Source organism: Caballeronia jiangsuensis, from assembly GCF_046030135.1.
In the GTDB taxonomy this organism is placed as follows: domain Bacteria; phylum Pseudomonadota; class Gammaproteobacteria; order Burkholderiales; family Burkholderiaceae; genus Caballeronia; species Caballeronia jiangsuensis.
In genome coordinates this window covers 196,018-215,215 of the sequence record NZ_JAQQDB010000006.1, presented here as the reverse complement: position 1 = coordinate 215,215, position 19,198 = coordinate 196,018, and the positions used below count along the sequence as shown (strand labels likewise).

22 protein-coding genes are annotated in these 19,198 nt (G+C 62.3%); 8 read left to right on the top strand and 14 right to left on the bottom strand.

Annotation, left to right across the window (positions count from 1 at the left end; translation table 11 throughout):
- Positions 1-4 precede the first annotated feature (4 nt).
- Complete coding sequence (locus PQR08_RS08860) at positions 5-577, bottom strand: DUF1993 domain-containing protein (protein ID WP_250486011.1); 573 nt, start codon at positions 575-577, stop codon at positions 5-7.
- Between the two features lie 68 nt (positions 578-645).
- Positions 646-2,421, bottom strand: a complete 1,776-nt coding sequence (locus PQR08_RS08855) for a pyrrolo-quinoline quinone (RefSeq protein ID WP_408161261.1) — start codon at positions 2,419-2,421, stop codon at positions 646-648.
- Positions 2,422-2,704: 283 nt separating this feature from the next.
- On the opposite strand from PQR08_RS08855, the gene PQR08_RS08850 reads away from it, so the two are divergent.
- The 5 genes from PQR08_RS08850 to fnr all read left to right on the top strand — a co-directional run bounded on the left by PQR08_RS08850 (position 2,705) and on the right by fnr (position 6,023).
- On the top strand, positions 2,705-2,965 hold the full coding sequence (locus tag PQR08_RS08850) for a hypothetical protein (RefSeq protein WP_250486008.1): 261 nt from the start codon (positions 2,705-2,707) through the stop codon (positions 2,963-2,965).
- A gap of 64 nt (positions 2,966-3,029) precedes the next feature.
- A complete protein-coding gene (locus PQR08_RS08845) occupies positions 3,030-3,260 on the top strand; it encodes a hypothetical protein (RefSeq protein ID WP_187604437.1) in 231 nt (76 codons plus the stop codon).
- Between the two features lie 46 nt (positions 3,261-3,306).
- A complete protein-coding gene (locus tag PQR08_RS08840; protein WP_250486006.1) occupies positions 3,307-4,401 on the top strand; it encodes a PAS domain-containing sensor histidine kinase in 1,095 nt (364 codons plus the stop codon).
- Positions 4,402-4,478: 77 nt separating this feature from the next.
- Entirely contained in the window at positions 4,479-5,126 is a 648-nt protein-coding gene (locus tag PQR08_RS08835; protein ID WP_250486005.1) for a response regulator, read from the top strand.
- 162 nt (positions 5,127-5,288) lie between these two features.
- Positions 5,289-6,023 carry a fumarate/nitrate reduction transcriptional regulator Fnr gene (gene fnr, locus PQR08_RS08830; RefSeq protein WP_250486003.1) on the top strand — a complete coding sequence of 245 codons (735 nt, stop codon included), beginning with the start codon at positions 5,289-5,291 and terminating at the stop codon, positions 6,021-6,023.
- Here the strand turns inward: fnr and PQR08_RS08825 are convergent.
- The 3 genes from PQR08_RS08825 to PQR08_RS08815 all read right to left on the bottom strand — a co-directional run bounded on the left by PQR08_RS08825 (position 5,999) and on the right by PQR08_RS08815 (position 7,161).
- Entirely contained in the window at positions 5,999-6,304 is a 306-nt protein-coding gene (locus PQR08_RS08825; protein WP_035505033.1) for a DUF1488 family protein, read from the bottom strand. The genes fnr and PQR08_RS08825 overlap by 25 nt on opposite strands.
- 82 nt (positions 6,305-6,386) lie before the next feature.
- A complete protein-coding gene (locus PQR08_RS08820) occupies positions 6,387-6,683 on the bottom strand; it encodes a hypothetical protein (RefSeq protein ID WP_238215211.1) in 297 nt (98 codons plus the stop codon).
- Positions 6,684-6,714: 31 nt separating this feature from the next.
- Positions 6,715-7,161: a universal stress protein gene (locus PQR08_RS08815; protein WP_238290352.1), complete on the bottom strand. Its 447-nt coding sequence runs from the start codon at positions 7,159-7,161 to the stop codon at positions 6,715-6,717.
- A 215-nt stretch (positions 7,162-7,376) separates the two neighbouring features.
- Here PQR08_RS08815 and PQR08_RS08810 point away from each other — a divergent pair, with 215 nt between their 5' ends.
- Both PQR08_RS08810 and PQR08_RS08805 read left to right on the top strand, forming a co-directional pair.
- On the top strand, positions 7,377-8,204 hold the full coding sequence (locus PQR08_RS08810; protein WP_250486001.1) for a putative universal stress family protein: 828 nt from the start codon (positions 7,377-7,379) through the stop codon (positions 8,202-8,204).
- Positions 8,205-8,254: 50 nt separating this feature from the next.
- Entirely contained in the window at positions 8,255-8,449 is a 195-nt protein-coding gene (locus tag PQR08_RS08805) for a hypothetical protein (protein ID WP_075583912.1), read from the top strand.
- Positions 8,450-8,471: 22 nt separating this feature from the next.
- Here the strand turns inward: PQR08_RS08805 and PQR08_RS08800 are convergent, their stop codons facing one another.
- From PQR08_RS08800 to catA, 9 genes are all read right to left on the bottom strand, one after another.
- Positions 8,472-9,818, bottom strand: a complete 1,347-nt coding sequence (locus PQR08_RS08800; protein ID WP_250486000.1) for an MFS transporter — start codon at positions 9,816-9,818, stop codon at positions 8,472-8,474.
- Between the two features lie 255 nt (positions 9,819-10,073).
- Positions 10,074-11,615, bottom strand: coding sequence for a GTPase (locus PQR08_RS08795; protein ID WP_250485999.1), 1,542 nt, complete (start codon positions 11,613-11,615; stop codon positions 10,074-10,076).
- A complete protein-coding gene (locus PQR08_RS08790) occupies positions 11,612-12,862 on the bottom strand; it encodes a GTPase (protein ID WP_250485998.1) in 1,251 nt (416 codons plus the stop codon). Before PQR08_RS08790 ends, PQR08_RS08795 begins: the two co-directional genes overlap by 4 nt.
- Positions 12,859-13,266: a RidA family protein gene (locus PQR08_RS08785; RefSeq protein ID WP_250485997.1), complete on the bottom strand. Its 408-nt coding sequence runs from the start codon at positions 13,264-13,266 to the stop codon at positions 12,859-12,861. The genes PQR08_RS08790 and PQR08_RS08785 overlap by 4 nt, the downstream gene beginning before the upstream one ends.
- Positions 13,267-13,296: 30 nt before the next feature.
- Positions 13,297-14,073: a benzoate diol dehydrogenase BenD gene (gene benD / locus PQR08_RS08780; protein ID WP_250485996.1), complete on the bottom strand. Its 777-nt coding sequence runs from the start codon at positions 14,071-14,073 to the stop codon at positions 13,297-13,299.
- Positions 14,070-15,098 carry a benzoate 1,2-dioxygenase electron transfer component BenC gene (benC, locus tag PQR08_RS08775; RefSeq protein WP_250485995.1) on the bottom strand — a complete coding sequence of 343 codons (1,029 nt, stop codon included), beginning with the start codon at positions 15,096-15,098 and terminating at the stop codon, positions 14,070-14,072. Before benC ends, benD begins: the two co-directional genes overlap by 4 nt.
- 35 nt (positions 15,099-15,133) lie before the next feature.
- A complete protein-coding gene (gene benB, locus PQR08_RS08770) occupies positions 15,134-15,622 on the bottom strand; it encodes a benzoate 1,2-dioxygenase small subunit (protein WP_250485994.1) in 489 nt (162 codons plus the stop codon).
- The gene (locus PQR08_RS08765; RefSeq protein WP_238215227.1) at positions 15,619-16,977 is read right to left on the bottom strand and encodes a Rieske 2Fe-2S domain-containing protein; all 1,359 of its coding nucleotides are present in this window, start codon (positions 16,975-16,977) and stop codon (positions 15,619-15,621) included. Before PQR08_RS08765 ends, benB begins: the two co-directional genes overlap by 4 nt.
- Before the next feature lie 114 nt (positions 16,978-17,091).
- On the bottom strand, positions 17,092-18,027 hold the full coding sequence (catA, locus tag PQR08_RS08760; RefSeq protein WP_250485993.1) for a catechol 1,2-dioxygenase: 936 nt from the start codon (positions 18,025-18,027) through the stop codon (positions 17,092-17,094).
- 178 nt (positions 18,028-18,205) lie between these two features.
- Here catA and PQR08_RS08755 point away from each other — a divergent pair, with 178 nt between their 5' ends.
- Positions 18,206-19,126, top strand: coding sequence for a LysR family transcriptional regulator (locus PQR08_RS08755; protein WP_250485992.1), 921 nt, complete (start codon positions 18,206-18,208; stop codon positions 19,124-19,126).
- Positions 19,127-19,198 lie beyond the last annotated feature (72 nt).

Genomic DNA, 19,198 nt, shown 5'->3' with positions numbered 1-19,198 from the left:
CGCTTCAACCCTGCGGCAACGTGCCGGGCCGGATATACGCGAACATGTGCGCGATGTAATCCGGCTTGCCGAGCGGCACGCCGTGATTGCGCAGGATCGCGTACGCGGTCACGGCGTGAAAATAAAACTGCGGCAAGCACCAGTCGCGCGCGTATTGCTCGCCGGTCATATCGAACACGATGCCGTTGGGCAGATCGAGCGCGATCTGCGCATCGGCACCGGCATCGAGCGCATCGGGCGCAAGGCCTGAAAGAAACGCGATCGCTTCCGCAATGCGCGCCTGCGCGTCGGCGAACGAGCCGGGCTGCTCGTTCGACTTCCATCCTTCTTCACGCACGCTGCGCAAGGTCGGCGGCACGGCTTCTCCGCGCAATCGATACGCCGGCTCCTGCGCCTGAAAGCACACGAAGCGCACTTGCGCCGCGAGCGGATACATATCGGGCGCGAGACGCAGGGTCACGAGCGCATCGGGATTCGCGTCCTTTTCCTGCTGATGCGCGGCGGCCTTGTCGAGCCATGTCGACAGGTTCTTCAGCGTCTGCAAGAAGGTCGGAACGAGAAGACGGGTCAGTTGCATGAAAAACGCTCCACGGGTTGAAGTTCCGCGATCTTATCCCGATGCGGAACTTCCTCGCGCGGAACGCTTCATAGCAAGCCGAATACGACGACGCCCGTTTTCGTGCCCACGTAGACCTTGCCGTTCGCGATGGTCGGCGAGATGAACTTGTTGTTGCCGAACTGATCGCGCGTGCCCGCCTGATTGCTGTTGTACAACTCGGTCGCGAGATTGCCCGCGTTGTACGCATGCAGCACGGCAGTGGGCGTGGTGTTCTCGACGCCCCATACGATGCCGTTCGTGTTGCCGTTCGCGGAGATGACGGGCGCGAGGCCGGGGAAATTCCAGTTTCCCGCCGGGCTCGTGGTCTGACTCGACGCGACCGTCGCCACCACCGCATTCACGACCGGCAGCGCCTTGAGGTGATCGCCCGCAGGACCGATATAAATCGTGTTGTTGTAAAACGCGGGCGCGGTGAACACGGGGCCGGTGATCGTCGAGTACAGCGGCTGATAGATGTGATCGCCGTTCGAATCGAACTTGCCCATCGAGTCTCGATTCACGACGTACAGCACGCGCGTCTTGCCGCCGCCTATCGCGAGATGCTGCACGTTGCCGTTGAAATCGGTGACATCGGGGAGGACCAGCACGCCGCCCGAGCCGAGATCGAGGTCCGCGTTCGATTCCGCGATGGTATCCGACGGCTCGAAATAATCGCTCACCTGAAGCGCCAGCGTCGGCGTCGGCGTGACCTTCAGGAAGCCGTTGCCGAAGTCGTTCTTGTTGGGCATCTCCTGGGCGTTGGTGGTCGGATCGAAGGTGCCGTTGCCGTCGAGGAAATAGATCGACGTGCCATCCGATGCGAGGCCCGCGCCGCCCATCCAGATGCCGCCCATCTGGCCGTTCGGCGTCACGTTGACGATGCCTGTCTGCTTGAGCGTATCCGCGCTGTAGCCGATGACCCAGCCGGTGTACGGCAAGGCGTCGCAATGCGAACTCCATGCCGTATAGACGACGCCGTTCATGAGCAGCAACGACGCGCGCTCGATGTACTGACCGGGCGTGAAGGGCACGACGCCGTTCACGCTGCCCGATCCGGTGCCGGGATACGAACCGGTGATTTCGGTCGGGCCGCCGAAGAGCTCGGCGCCTGTCGCGATGTCGATCGCGTGAATGCGCTGGTGATACGCGCCGCCGCTGTCCTTCGACATGCCGACGACATACATCGCGCCATTCGGCCCACGCGTGCGATCGATGACGGGCGTCGCCGTGATGCCGATGGTCGGCGTGGTCTGGTCGCAACCGTGATCGTCGCTCGGAACTTCGCCTGCGAGCAGCGTGGAGACGTGCCAGAGCACGGTGCCCGTGTCGGCATCGAACGCGTAGATGCTTGCGTTCTCCGTTTCGACATACAGCACGTTATGCGTGCCGCCCGCGATCGGCACGTTGCCGAGAAAGAGCGGCTGGGCATCGACGGCGCCATCGACGGTATAGAAGCCGAGCTTGCCGAATGTCGAGCTGTTGACGTTGGCCAGCGTGAGTTTGGTTTCGGCGAGCTGCTGCGCGGTGCGGCGGATGTCGTTGTGATACGTGGTGACGTCCATCGGCGTCGATGCGGACGGCCGGGTCGTCGCGGGCGTGCTCGCGCCCGACGGTGCGCTCGCGCCGCTTGCCGGCGATGCCGACGATGCGGGTGATGCCGGCGACGCCGGCGTCGCCGGACTCGACGCCGCAGCCGGCGATGATGCCGATGCCGCGCCTCCGGATGTCGTGGACGGATCGGAGCTGGAACTGCCTCCGCTGCATCCGCCGATGATCGCTGCAATGGCAACTGCGGTCACGCCAACCGATAAATGCCCTTTCATCTGCGGATCTCCGTTTCGGGACGAGCGGCCGGCCCCCGATGCTCGCGATTATTGTCTGCGGCGGCTTAATACGGGAAAAGATCGTCGGGGGACGGCTAGGATTTGGCGGAACGGTCGGTCTCGCTCCCGTGCGCCCTTCCCTCTGAGTTAAGCACACGCCGGAGAAAAGTAAAAAAGCTTAAATCGGATAAGCCGACAAAAATTGAACGGTTAGGCTTATTGCTTACGGAATGAAGGGCATCACAAGTGCCACTCCACCGAAAACATAGAACCTGAGAGAACGATGACCCAATCAGAAAATGTCATCTACAAAGGCCATGTGCTGAGCGCGACCGCCGTGCTTGAGCAGGACCGCTATGCCGCGATGCTCATCGTCCGGGAACCGGACGGCACGCGCCGCTCGAGCGGCATGCTCGGCGAATTCGCCAGCGCGACCGGCGCGGTCCGCTACGCGTTCGCTTATGGCATGGCCGAGATCGATCACCGGCAGTCCATGCAGCACCCGCGCCCTTCCAGCGGCGCCCGCGTTGACCAGCACGCCTGATCCCGGGCGCAACTCGCGGCACGCATGCCGCCCGCGCCTCCGACCATTCCGACAAGTCAAATCTATGATCATCTATCATCGGGGAGCGGCTTTTCAGCCCTCCGTCACTCGTGTGGGCAATGCGTTCGTCGCGACCGCGTCGATTCTGGAAGAGGACGGCCACGCCACCTCGCTCGGCAATCTCGGCGCGTTCGCAAGCAAGGACGGCGCGCTCGGTTTCGCGGTGCGCTGCGCGACCGCCTTTCTCGATGGCGACGAACTGCCCATGCCGCCTTTCCGGCTGACTACGCAATAGCATTGCAGCGCGTCGCACGTTGCTTGCGCGCCTGCCCCTTGCAACGATGACGAACGCACCCGCAACCGAACCCGTCGATCCACGCGCGCCGCTCTCGCCCTCGCTGCAGACGGATGCGTCTTTCCGGCTTCTCGTGGAGGCCGTCGAAGACTACGCGATCTTCCTGCTCGACGCGCACGGCAACGTCGCGACATGGAACAACGGCGCAAAAAGGATCAAGGGCTATGACGCGCGGGAAATCGTCGGCAGTCATTTTTCCGTCTTCTATCCGCCCGAGGACATCGCGGCAGGCAAACCGCAAAGCGAGCTCGCGATAGCGGCGCAGGCCGGGCGCGTCGAAGACGAAGGCTGGCGCGTTCGCAAGGATGCGAGCCGCTTCTGGGCGAACGTCGTCATCACCGCGCTGCACGACGCGCGCGGCAATCTGCTCGGCTTCGCCAAAGTCACGCGCGACATGACCGACCGGTTGCGGCTCACCGAACTGCAACACGCGCGCGAACTCTCCGCGCACGTGCAGAGCGCGCTCGAAAACGAGCGCGCGTCGATCGCCCGCGAACTGCACGACGATCTCGGTCAGCAACTCGCCGCGCTGAAGATGCAGATATCCCTCCTCGACACCGGCGCGCACGATGCGCATATCGCGAAGCAATCGCTCGCGCAGATCGACACGATCATCGGATCGGTGCGGCGCATCGCGGCAGGCCTGCGTCCGCCCGTGCTCGACGACCTCGGTCTCTTCGCCGCGATCGACTGGCTCGCCTGCGACTTTCGCCGGCGCTACGATCTGACGATTCATCTGGATCTCGAAGGCGAGGAAGACGGATTCGACACGACCGCCTCCACCTCGGTCTTCCGGCTGGTTCAGGAAGCGCTCACGAACATCGTGCGCCATGCGCGGGCCAGCGAGGCGCGCATCGCGATCGTCTGCGCGCAGTCGCGCTGCACGCTGACCATAGAAGACGACGGCTGCGGCGCCGATGTCACGCGCGGGCGCGCCGCCGGCGCGTTCGGCCTGCTCGGCATGGGCGAGCGCGTGCGTCAACTGGGCGGCGTCATCGCGTTTCGCAGCGCGCCCGGCGAAGGCTTTCGCATTCGCGCGGAGATTCCGCTCGGGCATCGCGCCGGCGACGGCTTCCCTTGATTTGAATCAAGCGCTACGAGGCTGTCGTCGGTAAACTCGAACTCCGCGCGAGTCGGTCGACAAAAGGAATCGCATCGATGACGATAAGAGTGCTGATTGCCGATGACCATGCACTCGTGCGCGACGGCCTGCGCCACATCCTCGCGAACGCACACGGCTTCGAGGTCGCCGGCGAAGCGAGCGACGGACCGGCCACCCTCACGCTCGCACGCGCGACCGATGCCGACGTCCTCGTGCTCGATCTTTCGATGCCGGGCCGCGGCGGCCTCGACCTGCTCAAGCAGATCAAGGACGAAAAGCCCGAAATGCGCATCCTCGTGCTCACCATGCACGCCGAACAGCAATACGCCGCGCGCGCCTTCAAGGCGGGGGCGTCGGGATACATCACCAAGGAAAGCGCGAGCGCGGAACTGGTCGCGGCGGTCGGCAAGGTCGCGTCGGGCGGCGTCTACGTGAGCCTCGCGATGGCCGAACGCTTCGCGCAGAGCCTCAGCGAACCCGCCGACGCGCTGCCGCATCAGCGCCTGTCGAACCGCGAGTTCGAGGTGTTCCGGCGCTTGTGCGCGGGCGAGTCGATCAGCGATATCGGCGAGGCGCTGTGTGTGAGCGCGAAGACCGTCAGCACCTACAAGGCGCGCATCCTCGACAAGATGCGCATGCCGCACGAAGCAGCGCTCGTGCGTTACGCGGTGCGCCATCAGCTTTTCGACGACGACGGCGCCTGATCCGTTTCGACGCGTGTCAGCGTTTCCCTACACGGCTTCCCGATCGCCTACAGCACGATCCGCCTGCGCCGATTTATTTTCGAGATGAAACGGCCAATAATCCGATGCGAGGCATTCAGGATCGCGCATCGATGCGCGATCCGGTCCGACAGGAGGCGCAGCATGATTCCCGCGAGCGCAGAGACTCTCGGCACGAGAGCCGAGGTGAAGCGCACGAACACACGTTGTTCGACATGCTCGATGCAGCGCATCTGCATGCCGTCGGATCTATCGCCGGTCGATTACGAACGTCTCGACGCGATCATCTGCTCGACGCGCTCGGTGCGGCGCGGCGAAACGCTCTTCCGTTGCAGCGATCCGTTCCAGAGTCTCTACGCGGTGCGCAGCGGATGCTTCAAGACCGTCGTCATGCACCGCGAGGGCCACGAGCAGGTCACGGGTTTTCATCTGCCGGGCGATGCGCTCGGGCTCGACGGCGTGAGCGCCGATCGCCACACGTGCGATGCGATCGCGCTGGAAGACAGCGTCGTCTGCATCATTCCGTTCGATCTGCTCGAATTGCTGTGCCGCGAAGTCAGGGCGCTCCAGCATCACGTGCATCGCGTGATGTGCGGCGAAATCGTGCGCGAATCCAACCTCATGATGATGCTCGGCACGATGACGGCGGAGCAGCGCGTCGCGGCCTTCCTGCTCAATCTCTCGACGCGCATGAAGGCGCGCGGCTATTCGCCGGCGCAGTTCGTCCTGCGCATGACGCGCGAAGAAATCGGCAGCTATCTCGGCCTGAAGATCGAAACCGTCAGCCGCATGTTCTCCAGGCTGCAGAAAGCCGGCGTGATCGATGCGCGCGGCCGCGACGTGCGGATTCTCGATCAGGCCCGGCTCGAAGAAGTCTGAGCGCGTGCCTGACGGAAGCGGAAAAATCCGCTGCGCAGCATGACCGATGTGCCGCCGACGCGGCTCAGCACATGTTCGGCGGCCCCTTCGATCGACGAGCGATGGCTCTCGAAAGCCTGCTGTAAATCTTCCTCCCGCCACGACGCAGCACCGAAGTGATCTTCCAGCGCCTCGGCGGAAATGGTGCACGCGATGCGCTCGCCATCGGCGAAGGCGGCGAACGTGAGTGAAGGGACATCGCCCTGATAGACGGGCGGCTGGCTGGGAAAGGTGATGTTCATGCCGATACCTCGCAATGGTTTCGACCTGCGGCGCATATCCACTGAGTCTCGGCCATGAATTCGCGCTGCGTATTGATCTGGATCAATACCGCTCGCGCAGGATTCGCACGGCGTCGTCGAAGGCGTGATGCATCGCCACGGTCGGGTCGGCGTCGGCGTTGCGTTGCACCGTGACCTGCTCGGAGTCGCGCGTGAGAAGCACCAGTTGCGCATCGTAGACGGGTTGCCCTGACGGATCGGGACAGGCCTTGATCGTGAGCCGGCAATCGACGATATCCGTCGCGACGCCCGCAAGCCGCACGAGTTCGACGCCCGCTTCCCGTTCGATCACGTTCGAGCCGGAAAAGCCGAGGTAGGCGATCTGCATTCCGAGGCCCATGTGATTGTTTCTCCTGTCAGGCCGATGATCCTCACCCATCCTTGCCCTCACCATTCGACGCACGCATCAGCAGCACGGGACACGTCGAGCGTCTGACGAAAGCTTCGGCGACGCTGCCAAGCGCAAGCCGCCGCAATCCGGTCCGGCCATGCGTGCCCATCACGACGAGATCGGCGGGCATATGCGCCGCGCGTCGCTGCAGGCATTTCGCGATCGTGTCGGTCACGTTGCGCGTTTCGGCGAGTTCGGTTTCGCAGTCGATGCCGGCCGCGATCGCGCGCGCCTGCGCGGTCTCCAGCGTGCGCGTGCCGTCCTCGCGCACGCTCACGCGATACTGCGCAGGAAACGACGAAAGCGCGGCCACGTCGATGACGAAGACGATGTACACCCTGGCGAGCGCGCCGATACGGATCGCCTCGTCGAGCGCGCGTTGCGAGCATTCACTGCCATCGAGCGCAACCAGGATATTGCGGTACATCGTCTTTCGTCCTTCACGTCTGTGCGATGCGATCGCCCACACGGCGCGGCGAACGCACTCACTCTATCGCGGTGCCCGTCTGCGCAATTGACCTGAATCAAGCGCAAGCGCATCGGCGCGCGACCCCGCTTCCGTTGATCTGAGTCAAGCGAACAATGGCGGCGTCTCCTTAGACTCGGGGCCATCAACTCTCAGTGGACTCCAGGAGTCATTCGATGAGCTACAAGACGATCCTCGTGCACCTCGATACGAGCGTGCGCGCCCATCCCCGTCTGGAAACCGCGCTGCAACTCGCGAGGCAATTCGACGCGTATGTGATCGGCCTCTATTCGGTTTTCGAGCCGAACGCGCGCGCGTTCAACGTGATGGCCGGCACCGCCGCCTATTACGAAGCGCGGGCGGCCGTGCGCCGCGAACAGGCCGGCGCGCTGGAACGGCTCTTTCACGCGGAATTGAACCGTGCGGGCGTATCGGGCGAATGGCTCGCGCCAGCCGAACCGGCGGACCATGCGGTGCCGCATCACGCGCGCTGCGCCGATCTCGTGATCGCGGGCCAGGACGATCCCGGCGATCCCGAGTCCTATATCGGCGACGGCTTTCGCGAAAATCTCATCCTGTCCGCGGGACGTCCGGTGCTGCTCGTGCCCTGCACCGGTTTCTTTCCCTCCATCGGCCGGTTTCCGATGATCGCGTGGGATGGCGGCCGCGAAGCTGCGCGCGCGGTCCACGACGCGTTGCCATTGCTGAAGGCGGCCGGGCGCGCGACCATCGTCAGGGTCGATGAGAAAGCGGACGAACGCATCGCGGACGCGGACATCGCCGCTTGCATCGCGCGGCATGGCGTGGAGGTCGATATCGTGTCGGGCGCGAGCGGCGCGGATGCATCGGCGGGCGACATCCTCCTATCGCGCGCCGCCGATCTCGGCGCGGATCTCGTCGTGATGGGCGGCTACGGTCATGCGCGCTGGCGCGAACTCGTGCTCGGCGGCGCGACGCGCACCTTCCTGCAATCGATGACCGTGCCGGTGCTGATGTCGCATTGATGTGCGCCGTGTACGATAGACACGTCGACTATCGGATTTCAGGAGGCGCCATGAAAGCGGTATGCCCGCTGCACGGGCCGACGACCATCGTCCGCACGAACGCGTACGGCTTTCCGGTCTACGCGTGCTGCTGCGACGACGTGCCTTATGCCACGCCGCCGGATGCATGCACGAGGGCGCCGACGCAACGCGGCGCCCCTTCCGAGCCGCAGAAGCCCCGGCAGCCGAAACCTCGAAAGGAATGATTGCGGGGCGCGCGCAATTGCTTCAAACCGGATCGGCCTGCGCAGCGGGAATGGCGCCAGCTTTTCGCGGTGAACGGCGCGAATCGATCAGGCACACCGCCAGCATCGCGATGACGCCAGGAATGGCAATCGCGACGAAGTTCTGCTGAAGCGGCAACGCGCGGCTCACGAGAAAACCGATCACGATGGGCGCGAGAATCGCACCGCTGCGCCCGATGCCCGACGCCCAGCCGATGCCCGTCGATCGAATGGCCATCGGATAGAACTGGCCGGCGAACGCATAGGTGACGATCTGCGTGCCGATGGTCGATGCGCCCGCCAGGCCGACAAGGAAAAACAGCACACCGATCGGTACCTTCACGCCCAGCAGGCTGATGGAGATAGCCGCGAGCGCGTACATCGCGATGAGGACGTATTTGATGTTGAAGCGGTCGGCGAGCCATCCGCCGCCGATCGCACCGATCATCGCGCCGAAGTTCAGGACGAGCACGAACGTGAGGGCCGAGCCGAGGCTATGTCCGGCACTCGCCATAAGCTTTGTGAGCCATGAACTCAGCGCGTAGACCATGAAGAGGCACATGAAGAACGCGATCCACAACATGACCGTGCTCAGGCCGCGACCTTCGGCGAAGAGTCGTGCGATCGTCGAGCCGGGGACGGCTTCGCGGTCGGAGAGCGAGAAGTTGTCGCCTTGCTGCGGCACGTATGCTGGGTCGACGCGCGGAAGAATGCGTTTCAGGTTATCCGCGCGATTGTTTCGAATCAGGAACGCAAGCGACTCGGGCATGTACTTCAAAATTACGGGCGCAAGCAGAGCCGGAAAGCCCGCGGCAATGAACACCGATTGCCAGCCGTAGCGCTCGATCATCGCCTTGCCGACGAGCGCCGCAAGCATGCCGCCGATGGAATATCCGCTGAACATCACCGTCACCATCGTGCTGCGGATCTTGCGCGGCGAATACTCCGTCATCTGCGCGACGACGTTCGGCATAACACCGCCGATGCCGAGTCCCGCGAGAAAGCGGGCAATGCCGAAGATCACGGGGTCGCGTGTGAATCCCGCGGCCGCCGTGAATACGCTGAACAGCAGGAGACAAATCACGATTGCGGGCACCCGGCCGATTCTGTCGGCGATCGTTCCGAGGAACACCGCGCCGAGCATCATGCCGAGCAAGGCGGAACTCACCATGAATCCGGCGCTCGTCGGTTGAATGCCCATGTCGCTCATGATCGACGGAAGCGCGATTCCGACGACGGCGAGATCGTATCCATCGAAAATAATGATGAGCGCGCACCAGCAGAGAAGCAGCAAATGAAACTTTCTGAACCGGGCTTCGTCGCATAACTTTTGAACGTCGATATGACGCATGGTGTCTCCTTTAATGTAGGACTTGCTTTAAATCCGCGTTTTCTATTTCGATTGATTCGACGGCTCGATGCACGCGCGCGCGTTTCCCTTGCCGATTCCGAAGAGCAGCAAAAGTCGAGGCGGGCTGATGAATTCCTGCGCTGACGTTCTTATGTGTTAGTCGGCTCAGGATAGGCGAGCCGGTTATACACCGTCCAATACCGAATTGGTGCCCGGCTATACCTTTCGGGAATGAAAGAAGTTATCCGCTTTCGCTTAATTGAATTCGGCGCGAAGCCGGTCTTTCAGATCGAGCAGGTTCGTTTCATGGGTTTGCAAAACGTCCTGCAATCGCGCGGCCTGATCGATCGATCGTTCAATCGAAGTCCCGCATTGCGCGGTCGCGTCGCGGCAAAGGCGCAGGATATGTTGACGAATCGCATTGCCCAGCGCGGCGTGCAGGCGCTGATAGTCGATACCGGCGACGGTGTCATCGAACGCGGCATCGTCATCGAGGTGAATAACCGCGAGCGAGGCGTCCGGTTCGACGACGTAATCATGAAGCCGTTCGTTTGCCTCGCGCGAAAACGATTCGAAGATCGCCTGCGATAAGCGATCGACGATAGCTTTCACGTCGCGTGAGGACGAATGCGCATCGAGCAATGCCGGCAAGGTCGGAGCGACGCTGCGCCGCACGGCATTCGCGATCTGCTCCTGCCGCTGTTCGAGCGCCACGATAGCCGCATCCGATAACGCGCGCAGGTTAGCAAGCAACGCGTACACGTCGCGGCACAATGCGCTCATCACGTTTTCTTCCAGATGATGCAGGAACACTTCGGCCTGCTTGCGCCGCTTATAAGCCAACGTCTCTTCGGCAATCGCCATCAGCGCCGCGTAGAGCTTTTCGAATCCCGCATCGCTCATTGCCGCCTGTGTTTGTCGCTGCTCGCGGGCGAGATATGAGGAGATCGATACGGGCGTCTTCAACAGGCTTGTGGCCACGCCCATCGACACGAGCTTTTCTTCCGCGCGCATCTTTACGTCAGTCTCCTGCTCGGCGCGGTTCTCCGGCGTTTTGTTGCGCAGGTACTTGACGATTTCACCATCTATCTCGTCTTCCTCGTACACGTCGCTACGCGTGACCACGGGCAGCAGCGGCTTGTTGCGATGCAGTTCGCGGCCGAGTTCATCCAGTTCCTGCACTTGTCCCGGCGATGTGGAACTCGTCAGCCATAACACGCCATCGGCGCTATCGGTGAAGCGTTGAGTGAGCACCGCGTTTTCCGGCGTTACCGAATGCAATCCCGGCGTATCCACGAGAACCAGCTTTCCCGCGAGACGTACGCCTTGCAGTCGCGCGGTGGTTTCCGTCACGCCTTCCCTGAAGCGTTCCGGCGTCTCGACGATACGCCCCGCATCGAGATAGAAGTACTCCACCGTCTTGCCGTGCGCTGTAAATCGATCGGCGAGCAGATTGCAGAAAGAACTCTTGCCCGCGTTGAACTTGCCGAATACGAGCAGCAGAACTTTATCGTCGAAGGTTTCGGCGAGCGCCTTTGCGGGTTCGAGATGCGCCCATTGTTGCGACCATGCGTGCATGCTTTTCTGCACTACCGCGTTGATCGTCTCCGCAAGTTTCGCCAGCGCGCCCTGCTCGTTCAGCCCTGCGCACACGAGACGGCTGGATTGAAGGTTCGCGCCCAGTTGCGCGAGCCAGTCTTCCATCGAATGCAAAATGCGCCCGAGATCATGCGCGATGAATTCGAACGCATCGACATCGGCGATGAAGCGTTGCTCGTTGCTCGCGTCCGCTTTCATGTGGCGCCTTCCAGCGCGCGCAATGCATTCGACGCGTTGTTCAAGGCATCGATCATCGATTCGCTTTGCAAGATCCGCGCCGCCAATGCTTTCCTGTCGGCCGACAACTCGAAGTAATGCGCGAAGTCGCGCTGCATCCGTTCACGGCCCGCGTCCGTGCAGAACATCCTGCGCAAGTCCTTGCGAAATTTCACCGACACGCCCATGACCGCCACCATCACGGAATTGAGCGCGCGCGCCACCGTTTCCTGTTCCGATGGCAAGCCGATTACGCCGTGCCCCGCGAGAAAGCTATCGATTGCGATACACGCACGCGAATAAGCGATCTGTATATGCGCGCGTTCGAGCTTGCCCGCGGTGATCGCATAAGCGTCCTTCGCGGTATCCGGCACTGAAGCGTGGTCCGTACCGAGCGCGTTCAGCATCGCGTCGATATCGCCGCTTACTTTGTCGATGACGCTTTTCAATCCATGATCGAAGTCCACGCGCTGTTGCCGCTGCGTCTGGCGCAAATCATCGAGCAACTTCTCCTGCGCGATCAGAAGCTGCGCCAGTTCCTCGCGGGTTTCGTCGAACAACAGCGCGGCTTCATGCGCGCGTGCTTCCGGCACGCGAGCGAGCGCGGCGTCGATAGTCGCGCGCAGCGAAGGCATGCCGCTCTTTTCGAGCATCAGCTTCTTGCCTTCGTCCAGCCCCTTTCGATAACGCGTCGACGAAACGGCGTTCAAGCCGATGTCAGGCCATTGAGCACCGATCGCGTGACTGACTTTCTGCAACTCTGCATCGTCGGCAAGCTGGTCCACTTGCGACAGCACGAACAGCGTCTGACGTTTCGACCGCTCACCGTCCGCGCAGAGTTCGGCGAGCAAGGCCAGTTCCTTCGCGTCGAGTTCCCCTTCCTTCGCGGCATGCACGAACAGGCGGATATCCGCATGCAGCCACGCGGCATGCAACGCGTGACGATCGTCTTCGGTGCCGACATCCGCATCGAGCCCTGGTGCATCCAGCCAGCGCACGCCCTGATGGACGCTGTCCGACAGCTTCACCGTCTCGCGTTTGTCCGCGACGGCGAACGTGTCCCGTCCGATCAACTCGTTCAGCAGACGGCTCTTGCCGTGGTTGTATTTGCCGATGACAGTGACGATCGGCTCGCCGTCCGCGAGCAGGATCGCGAGACGCGCCATGTCGTCCGCGCGATCCGGCAGCACGGACACGACCTCATGCAATGCCCCGCCGCGCGCGTTCATTTCCCCGCTTCTGGCAAGACCGCGACCGCCTTGATTTCGACGATATAACCCGCCGCGCCACCGAGCATATGCGCGCCGACGGCCGTCCACGCGGGAAGCGGATGCGTGTTGAGATAGCGCTCGCGCACCTGCATGAACAAGGGCAGATCGCGCATGTCTGTGTGGAAGGTGGTCACGTCGACGACATCGCTCAACGACGCGCCCGCCGTTTCCAGCACGAGCTTCAGATTCTCGAAGGCCTGCACGATCTGCGCTTCGCGGTCTTCGACCAGTTGCATCGCCGCGTCGCGGCCGATCTGCCCGGACACGTAAATCGTGTTGCCAGCCCGGACTGCGGGTGCGTAGCGAATCTTCTCGTACACCGCTTCCATTCCCGGTGGAACGATAGCTTTGTGTTCACTCATGGCATGCGTCTCCTGCACACTCAACCGTTATCAACCGTTATCGCCGCCGGCGACCGGCAGCACCGCGCCCGTGATATAGCCCGCTTCGTCCGAAGCGAGGAACAGAATCGGCGCGACCTGCTCTTCGAGGGTGCCATAGCGCTTGAAGAAGGTCGATTCGGTAACCTGCTTCACCGCTTCGCCCATCCAGATTTTTTCCTGCTCGCTGTCGCCGCTGGCGTTGCGCGGGACGCGTCGGGCAGGCGCTTCGGTTCCGCCGGGCGCTGCGGCAACCACGCGGATATTGTGCTCGCCATATTCCATCGCCAATGCCTGCGTCATCGCGTTGACGCCACCCTTCGCGGCCGAATACGGCACGCGTCGAATTCCGCGCGTGGCATTCGAAGACACATTCACGATGGTTCCACCGCCGCGTTCGAGCAAATGCGGCAACACCGCGTGGCAGGCGTAGAGCGTAGGCATGAGCGAGCGTCGAATCTCGGCGTCGATCTGCGCGGGCTCGAACTCCGCATACGGGCGCATGCGGATCGCGCCACCGACGCCGTTCACGAGAATATCGATGCCGCCGAACCTGCTCACCGCGAAAGCCATCGCGGATGCCGCGCCTTCATAGGTTTCGAGGTCGGCGATGAAGCCGGCGGTATCCGCGCCCTCTGCTTCGGCCGCCACTTCGGATACGAAGTCCGCACGATCGACGAACAGCACTTTCGCGCCCTCGGCGGCCGCACGCAGCGCCACGCCGCGTCCGATGCCCTGCGCCGCGCCAGTCACTACCATTACCTTGCCGGCAAATCGTTGCGTGTTCATGCGGTCACCGGCGCGGCGTTGGGCGTGAATTTCTCGTAGTGGAAGCTGTTGGGCTTCACACCGTTGTCGTCGAAGTGCTTGCGCACCGCATCGACCATCGGAGGCGGACCGCACAGGTACACATCGACATCGCCGTCGTTCAGCGATTCAGCCGGCATGTGCTGCGTCACCCAGCCCTTGCGCGGATGATTCGAATCCGCATCGGCGACGACGGTGCTGAACGTGAAGTTCGGCAGCTTCGCCGTGTAGGCTTCGATCGCTTCGACCTGCACAAGATCGAGGTCGCGCGTCACGCCATAGATCAGGTGAACCTTCTGCTGCGAGCCGGTGCGCGCGAGCACTTCGAGCATCGAGAGGAACGGCGCCAGGCCCGTGCCGCCCGCGAGGAACAAGAGCGGCCGCTCCACGGCGCGCAGATAGAAGCTGCCGAGCGGGCCGGTCAGTTCCACCGCTTGTCCCGCCTGCGCGGATTCGAGCCACGTGCTCATCACGCCGCCGGGAATCTTCTTGATGAGGAAGCTGATCTTCGTCTGACCCGGCGCGGACGAGAACGAATACGAACGATGCTGGCCGCTGCCGGGCACATCGATATTCACGTACTGGCCCGGCAGGAAAACCGGTGCGGGTGTGGCGGCATCCACGTCCAGTTCGAGCACGACGGCGGCATCGTTGTGCGGCTCGATCTTCGTGACCGCCGCGGCGAACTTGCTTTGCGCCGTCTTGCAGGCCGTGGAAGACGCCGGGACCGCGATCACGCAATCGCTCGACGGCACCATCTGGCAGGTGAGCACGAGACCGCCTTCCTTCTCGTCGTCGGAGAGCGCGTCTTCGATGTAGTCGTCGCCGAGATCGTAGCTGCCGCTTTCGGCCCGGCACTTGCAGGTGCCGCACACGCCGTCGGAGCAATCCATCGGCAGATTGATCTTCGCGCGGAAAGCGGCGTCGAGCACCTTCTCGCCCGCCTTGCATTCGACGAACCGCGTGACGCCATCTTCGAAATTCAGTGCAATGTTGTAGCTGGACATGTTGCCTCCTACTTACTGTCTCATCACCGGGAGCATCAGACGTGGTAGACGTCGAGCACCTGACGGATATAGTCGTTCTTCAGCACAATCTTCTTGTGCGCGATCACCAAAATGTCGCCGACCTTGCGCAGCGTCACGAAGATCGTGCCGAAGAAATGATCGGTGATCTTGTAGCGATGACTGAGCGTGTCGAAGTTGTAGCGCACATCCACTTCGTTCTCGCGCTCGGCCAGCACTTCCACGTTGGTGACGTTATGGCTCGTGCGCGGCTCGGGCATCGATGCGCCGCTGCGCTCGGTCTTGATGCGGAACACGCGATCTTCGAGGCCGCCGCGATCCGGGTAATACATCAGCGAGATCTGGCTTTCGTGATCGTCGGTGATCCGGTCGTCGTCGTCCCACGCGGGCATCCAGTAGGTGACGTCTTCCGCGTAGCAGCCCAGCCATTCGTCCCACTGACGGTCATCGAGAAAGCGTGCTTCGCGATACAGCGTCGCGCAGATTGTGTGGTAATCGAAGCTCATGCCAGTGCCTCCGCTTGTTCCTTCTTCAGGGCGTCGCGCATCACGTTCACCCAGTATTCATGCTGCACGACGAAGAGGCCTTCGTCCTCGCTGCGTTCGCCCGAGATGAGCGGCTTGAGACCCATGTTCTTCGCGTTGTCGTCCGGACCGTGAACCCACAGCGGCGCACCGCGCGACAGGTCGTTCCACATCGCCGTGATGCCGGCATAACCCGACTGGCAGGCGCGGAACTCTTCGAGGTCGTCGCTCGTGCCCATGCCCGAGACGTTGAAGAAGTCTTCGTACTGGCGAATGCGAATCGCGCGGTCCTCGGCGCTCTCGCCCTTCGGCGCGAAGCAGAAGATGCTGACTTCGGTCTTGTCGACACCGAGCGGGCGCACCACGCGAATCTGCGTGCTGAACTGGTCCATCAGGAACACGTTCGGATAGAGGCACAGGTTACGCGTCTGATTGACGATGAAGTCTGCCTTCTCTTCGCCCACGCGCGCCTTGATTTCCTCGCGATGCTGATAGACCGGGCGCACTTCCGGGTTCATCGTCTTGGTCCACAGCAGGATGTGGCCATGATCGAAGCCATATACGCCCGCGACCGACTTGCTCCAGCTATTGGCATCGACGGCTTTGGTGCCTTCGACCTTGCGGCGGCCCATCGTCGCGGCGTAGTTCCAGTGCACGGTGCTGACGTGATAGCCGTCGCAGCCGTTCTCCATCTGCATCTTCCAGTTGCCGTCGTAGATGTACGAGGAATTGCCGCGCAATACTTCGAGTCCGTCCGGCGCCTGATCGACGATCTGATCGATGATGACCTTCGTCTCGCCGAGATAGTCTTCGAGCGGCATCGAATCCGCGTTGAGGCTGCCGAACAGGAAGCCGCGATAGCTCTGGAAACGCGGCACCTTTCGCAGATCGTGCGAACCGTGCGTATTGAACTGAATCGGATATTCGGTGGTCTTTTCGTCCTTCACCTTCAGCAGCTTGCCGGTATTGGAGAACGTCCAGCCGTGGAACGGGCACGTGAAGCTGCCCTTGTTGCCATGCTTGCGACGGCACAGCATCGCGCCCTTGTGTGCGCAGGCATTGATGACCGCGTGCAGTTCGCCGGTCTTGTCACGCGTGACGACCACGGGCTGGCGGCCGATCCACGTCGTGTAGTAATCGTTGTTGTTGGGAATCTGGCTTTCGTGCGCCAGATACACCCAGTTGCTCTCGAAGATATGCTTCATCTCGAGTTCGTACAGATCGGCGTTGGTGAAGATATCGCGGCGGCAACGGAATACACCGTTTTCCTTGTCGTCCTGAACGGCCGTTTGCAGCAGTTCGTCGAGCTGGCTGACTTTGTTGGTAATGGCGGACATGTGTGCTCTCCCTATGCGGCTCCGGTCATGGAGCGCTTGCATCGGTATCGAATGAATCTTGCGGAGTGTCGAGCGGCGACAGAACTGTCGCCGCTCCGGGCGCGCGCCGGGCGATTACGCCGTGGCGGATACGCGCGGGCGATGGACGAGCTGGTTGTCCTTGCCATGCAACAGCGGCGTCAACTGGATGTCGAACGCGATTTCCTTGTAAGCGTCGGCCTTGAGCCCCAGCGCCGTGCCGCCGGTCTTTTCGACGACGTGCGGCACCAGTTCCTCGCGGGTCGCGTAGGCGAAGTCATCCCAGATCAGCGGATCGCCTTCGATATTGATCTGCGTCGTCAGCTTGCGATGGTTCTCGCTCGTCGCGAAGAAGTGCACGTGCGCCGGACGATTGCCGTGACGCGCGAGCGTGTTCAGCAATTGCTGCGTCGCACCGTGCGGCGGGCAGCCGTAGCCCACGGGCATGAGCGTGCGGAATTCGTAGGTGCCGTCGGCGCCCGTCTTGACCGCGCCGCGCAGGTTGAAGTCGCTTTGCGCGCCGGTCGGGTCGAAGTGCGAATAGAAGCCCTTCGAGTTGGCGTGCCAGCATTCGACCACCGCATTCGCGACGGGCTTGCCGTCCGTGCCGGTGACCGTGCCGCGAATGATGAGCGGACCGGCATCTTCATCGGGATCGAGATCGATCTTCGACACGCCGTCGCGCACCGGCGCACCGGCCACATACAGCGGGCCTTCGATGGTGCGCGGCGTGCCGCCGTGGATGTCCGCCTCGCGGTCCTCGGCATCCATGCGGATGTCCAGATACTTTTCCAGACCGAGGCCGGCGGCCAGCAGCGCCGCTTCGCCGTCCTGACCCAGCTTGTTGAAGTAGGTGACGCCGGCCCAGATTTCATCGGGCGTCATATTGAGGTCGTCGATCGCCTTGAACAGGTCGCTCAACAGGCGGTGCGTGATCTCCTTCGCGCGAGCACTGCCGTCCTGACTTCCGAGGTTGGCAGCGGCCTTCAGCAGGTCCTGCACTTCCTTCGTATCGAACACTTTGATGCTCATGTCTGCTCCTGAATCTCGCAATTTTATGGTGGGGGTTAACCCTTGCTTCAACACCGGTACGAATATGCTCGGAAGGTATGGTCGGGTGTTGAAACAGAGCGTGAAGGCAGGATAATGGACGCAAAGAAGGCCAGTCCAACACTGATTTAGTATTGGGCCATATCCAGGAGGTATAGAGATGGAGCTGCGGCATCTCCGCTATTTCGTAGCGGTGGCAGAAGAACGCAATTTCACGCGCGCCGCGCAGCGACTGCATATCGCCCAACCGCCTTTGAGCCGTCAGATCCAGCAGCTCGAAGAGACGCTCGGCGTGCAGTTATTCGAACGCAACTCCCGGCCGCTGAAGCTCACGGAGACGGGCAAGTTCTTCTATTCGCACGCGGTGCAACTGCTCGCGCAGACCGCCGAGCTGGAATCGATGACGCGTCGCGTAGGCAATATCGAACGCAGTCTTTCGGTGGGTTTCGTGGGCTCGACCCTATATGGGATGCTGCCGAAGATCATCCGGCGCTTTCGCGACGAGAACGCCACCGTCGAACTCAGTCTGCACGAAATGTCGACGATGGACCAGATCCGCGCGCTCAAGGATGGCCGCATTGACGTGGGTTTCGGCCGCATTCGTCATGAGGATGCGAATATCCGCCGCGTGATTCTGCGCGAGGAGCAGATGATCGTCGCGCTTCCCGTCGGTCATGCGCTCTCGCTCGGCAAGCCCATTCTCTCGCTTCGCGACCTGACCAACGAGACCCTGATCATTTTCCCGAAGGCGCCGCGCCCCAGTTACGCGGATCAGGTGCTCGCGGCCTTCCAGGACCGCGCGCTCGCGCCGCGCAAGATCTATGAAGTGCGCGAATTGCAGATCGCGCTGGGTCTGGTCGCGGCGGGCGAAGGCATTTCCGTCGTGCCGAGCAGCGTCAATGGCCTGAAGCGCGACGACGTGATCTACCGGGAACTCGACGACCCGACGCTCACCTCCCCCGTCATCATGAGCATGCGCGCGCTCGACGAATCGCGCGACATCAAGGAAATGCTCGAACTCGTCTACCGGCTGTACGAGGAGGAGCACATCAGCTATACGCCGCGCACCGATCGCGGGTGATGACGCGCGTCATACCTTCGGGGTATGGCACTAGACGTCAACGGTGTTGGACAGGCGGCAAATGGGCGGGCA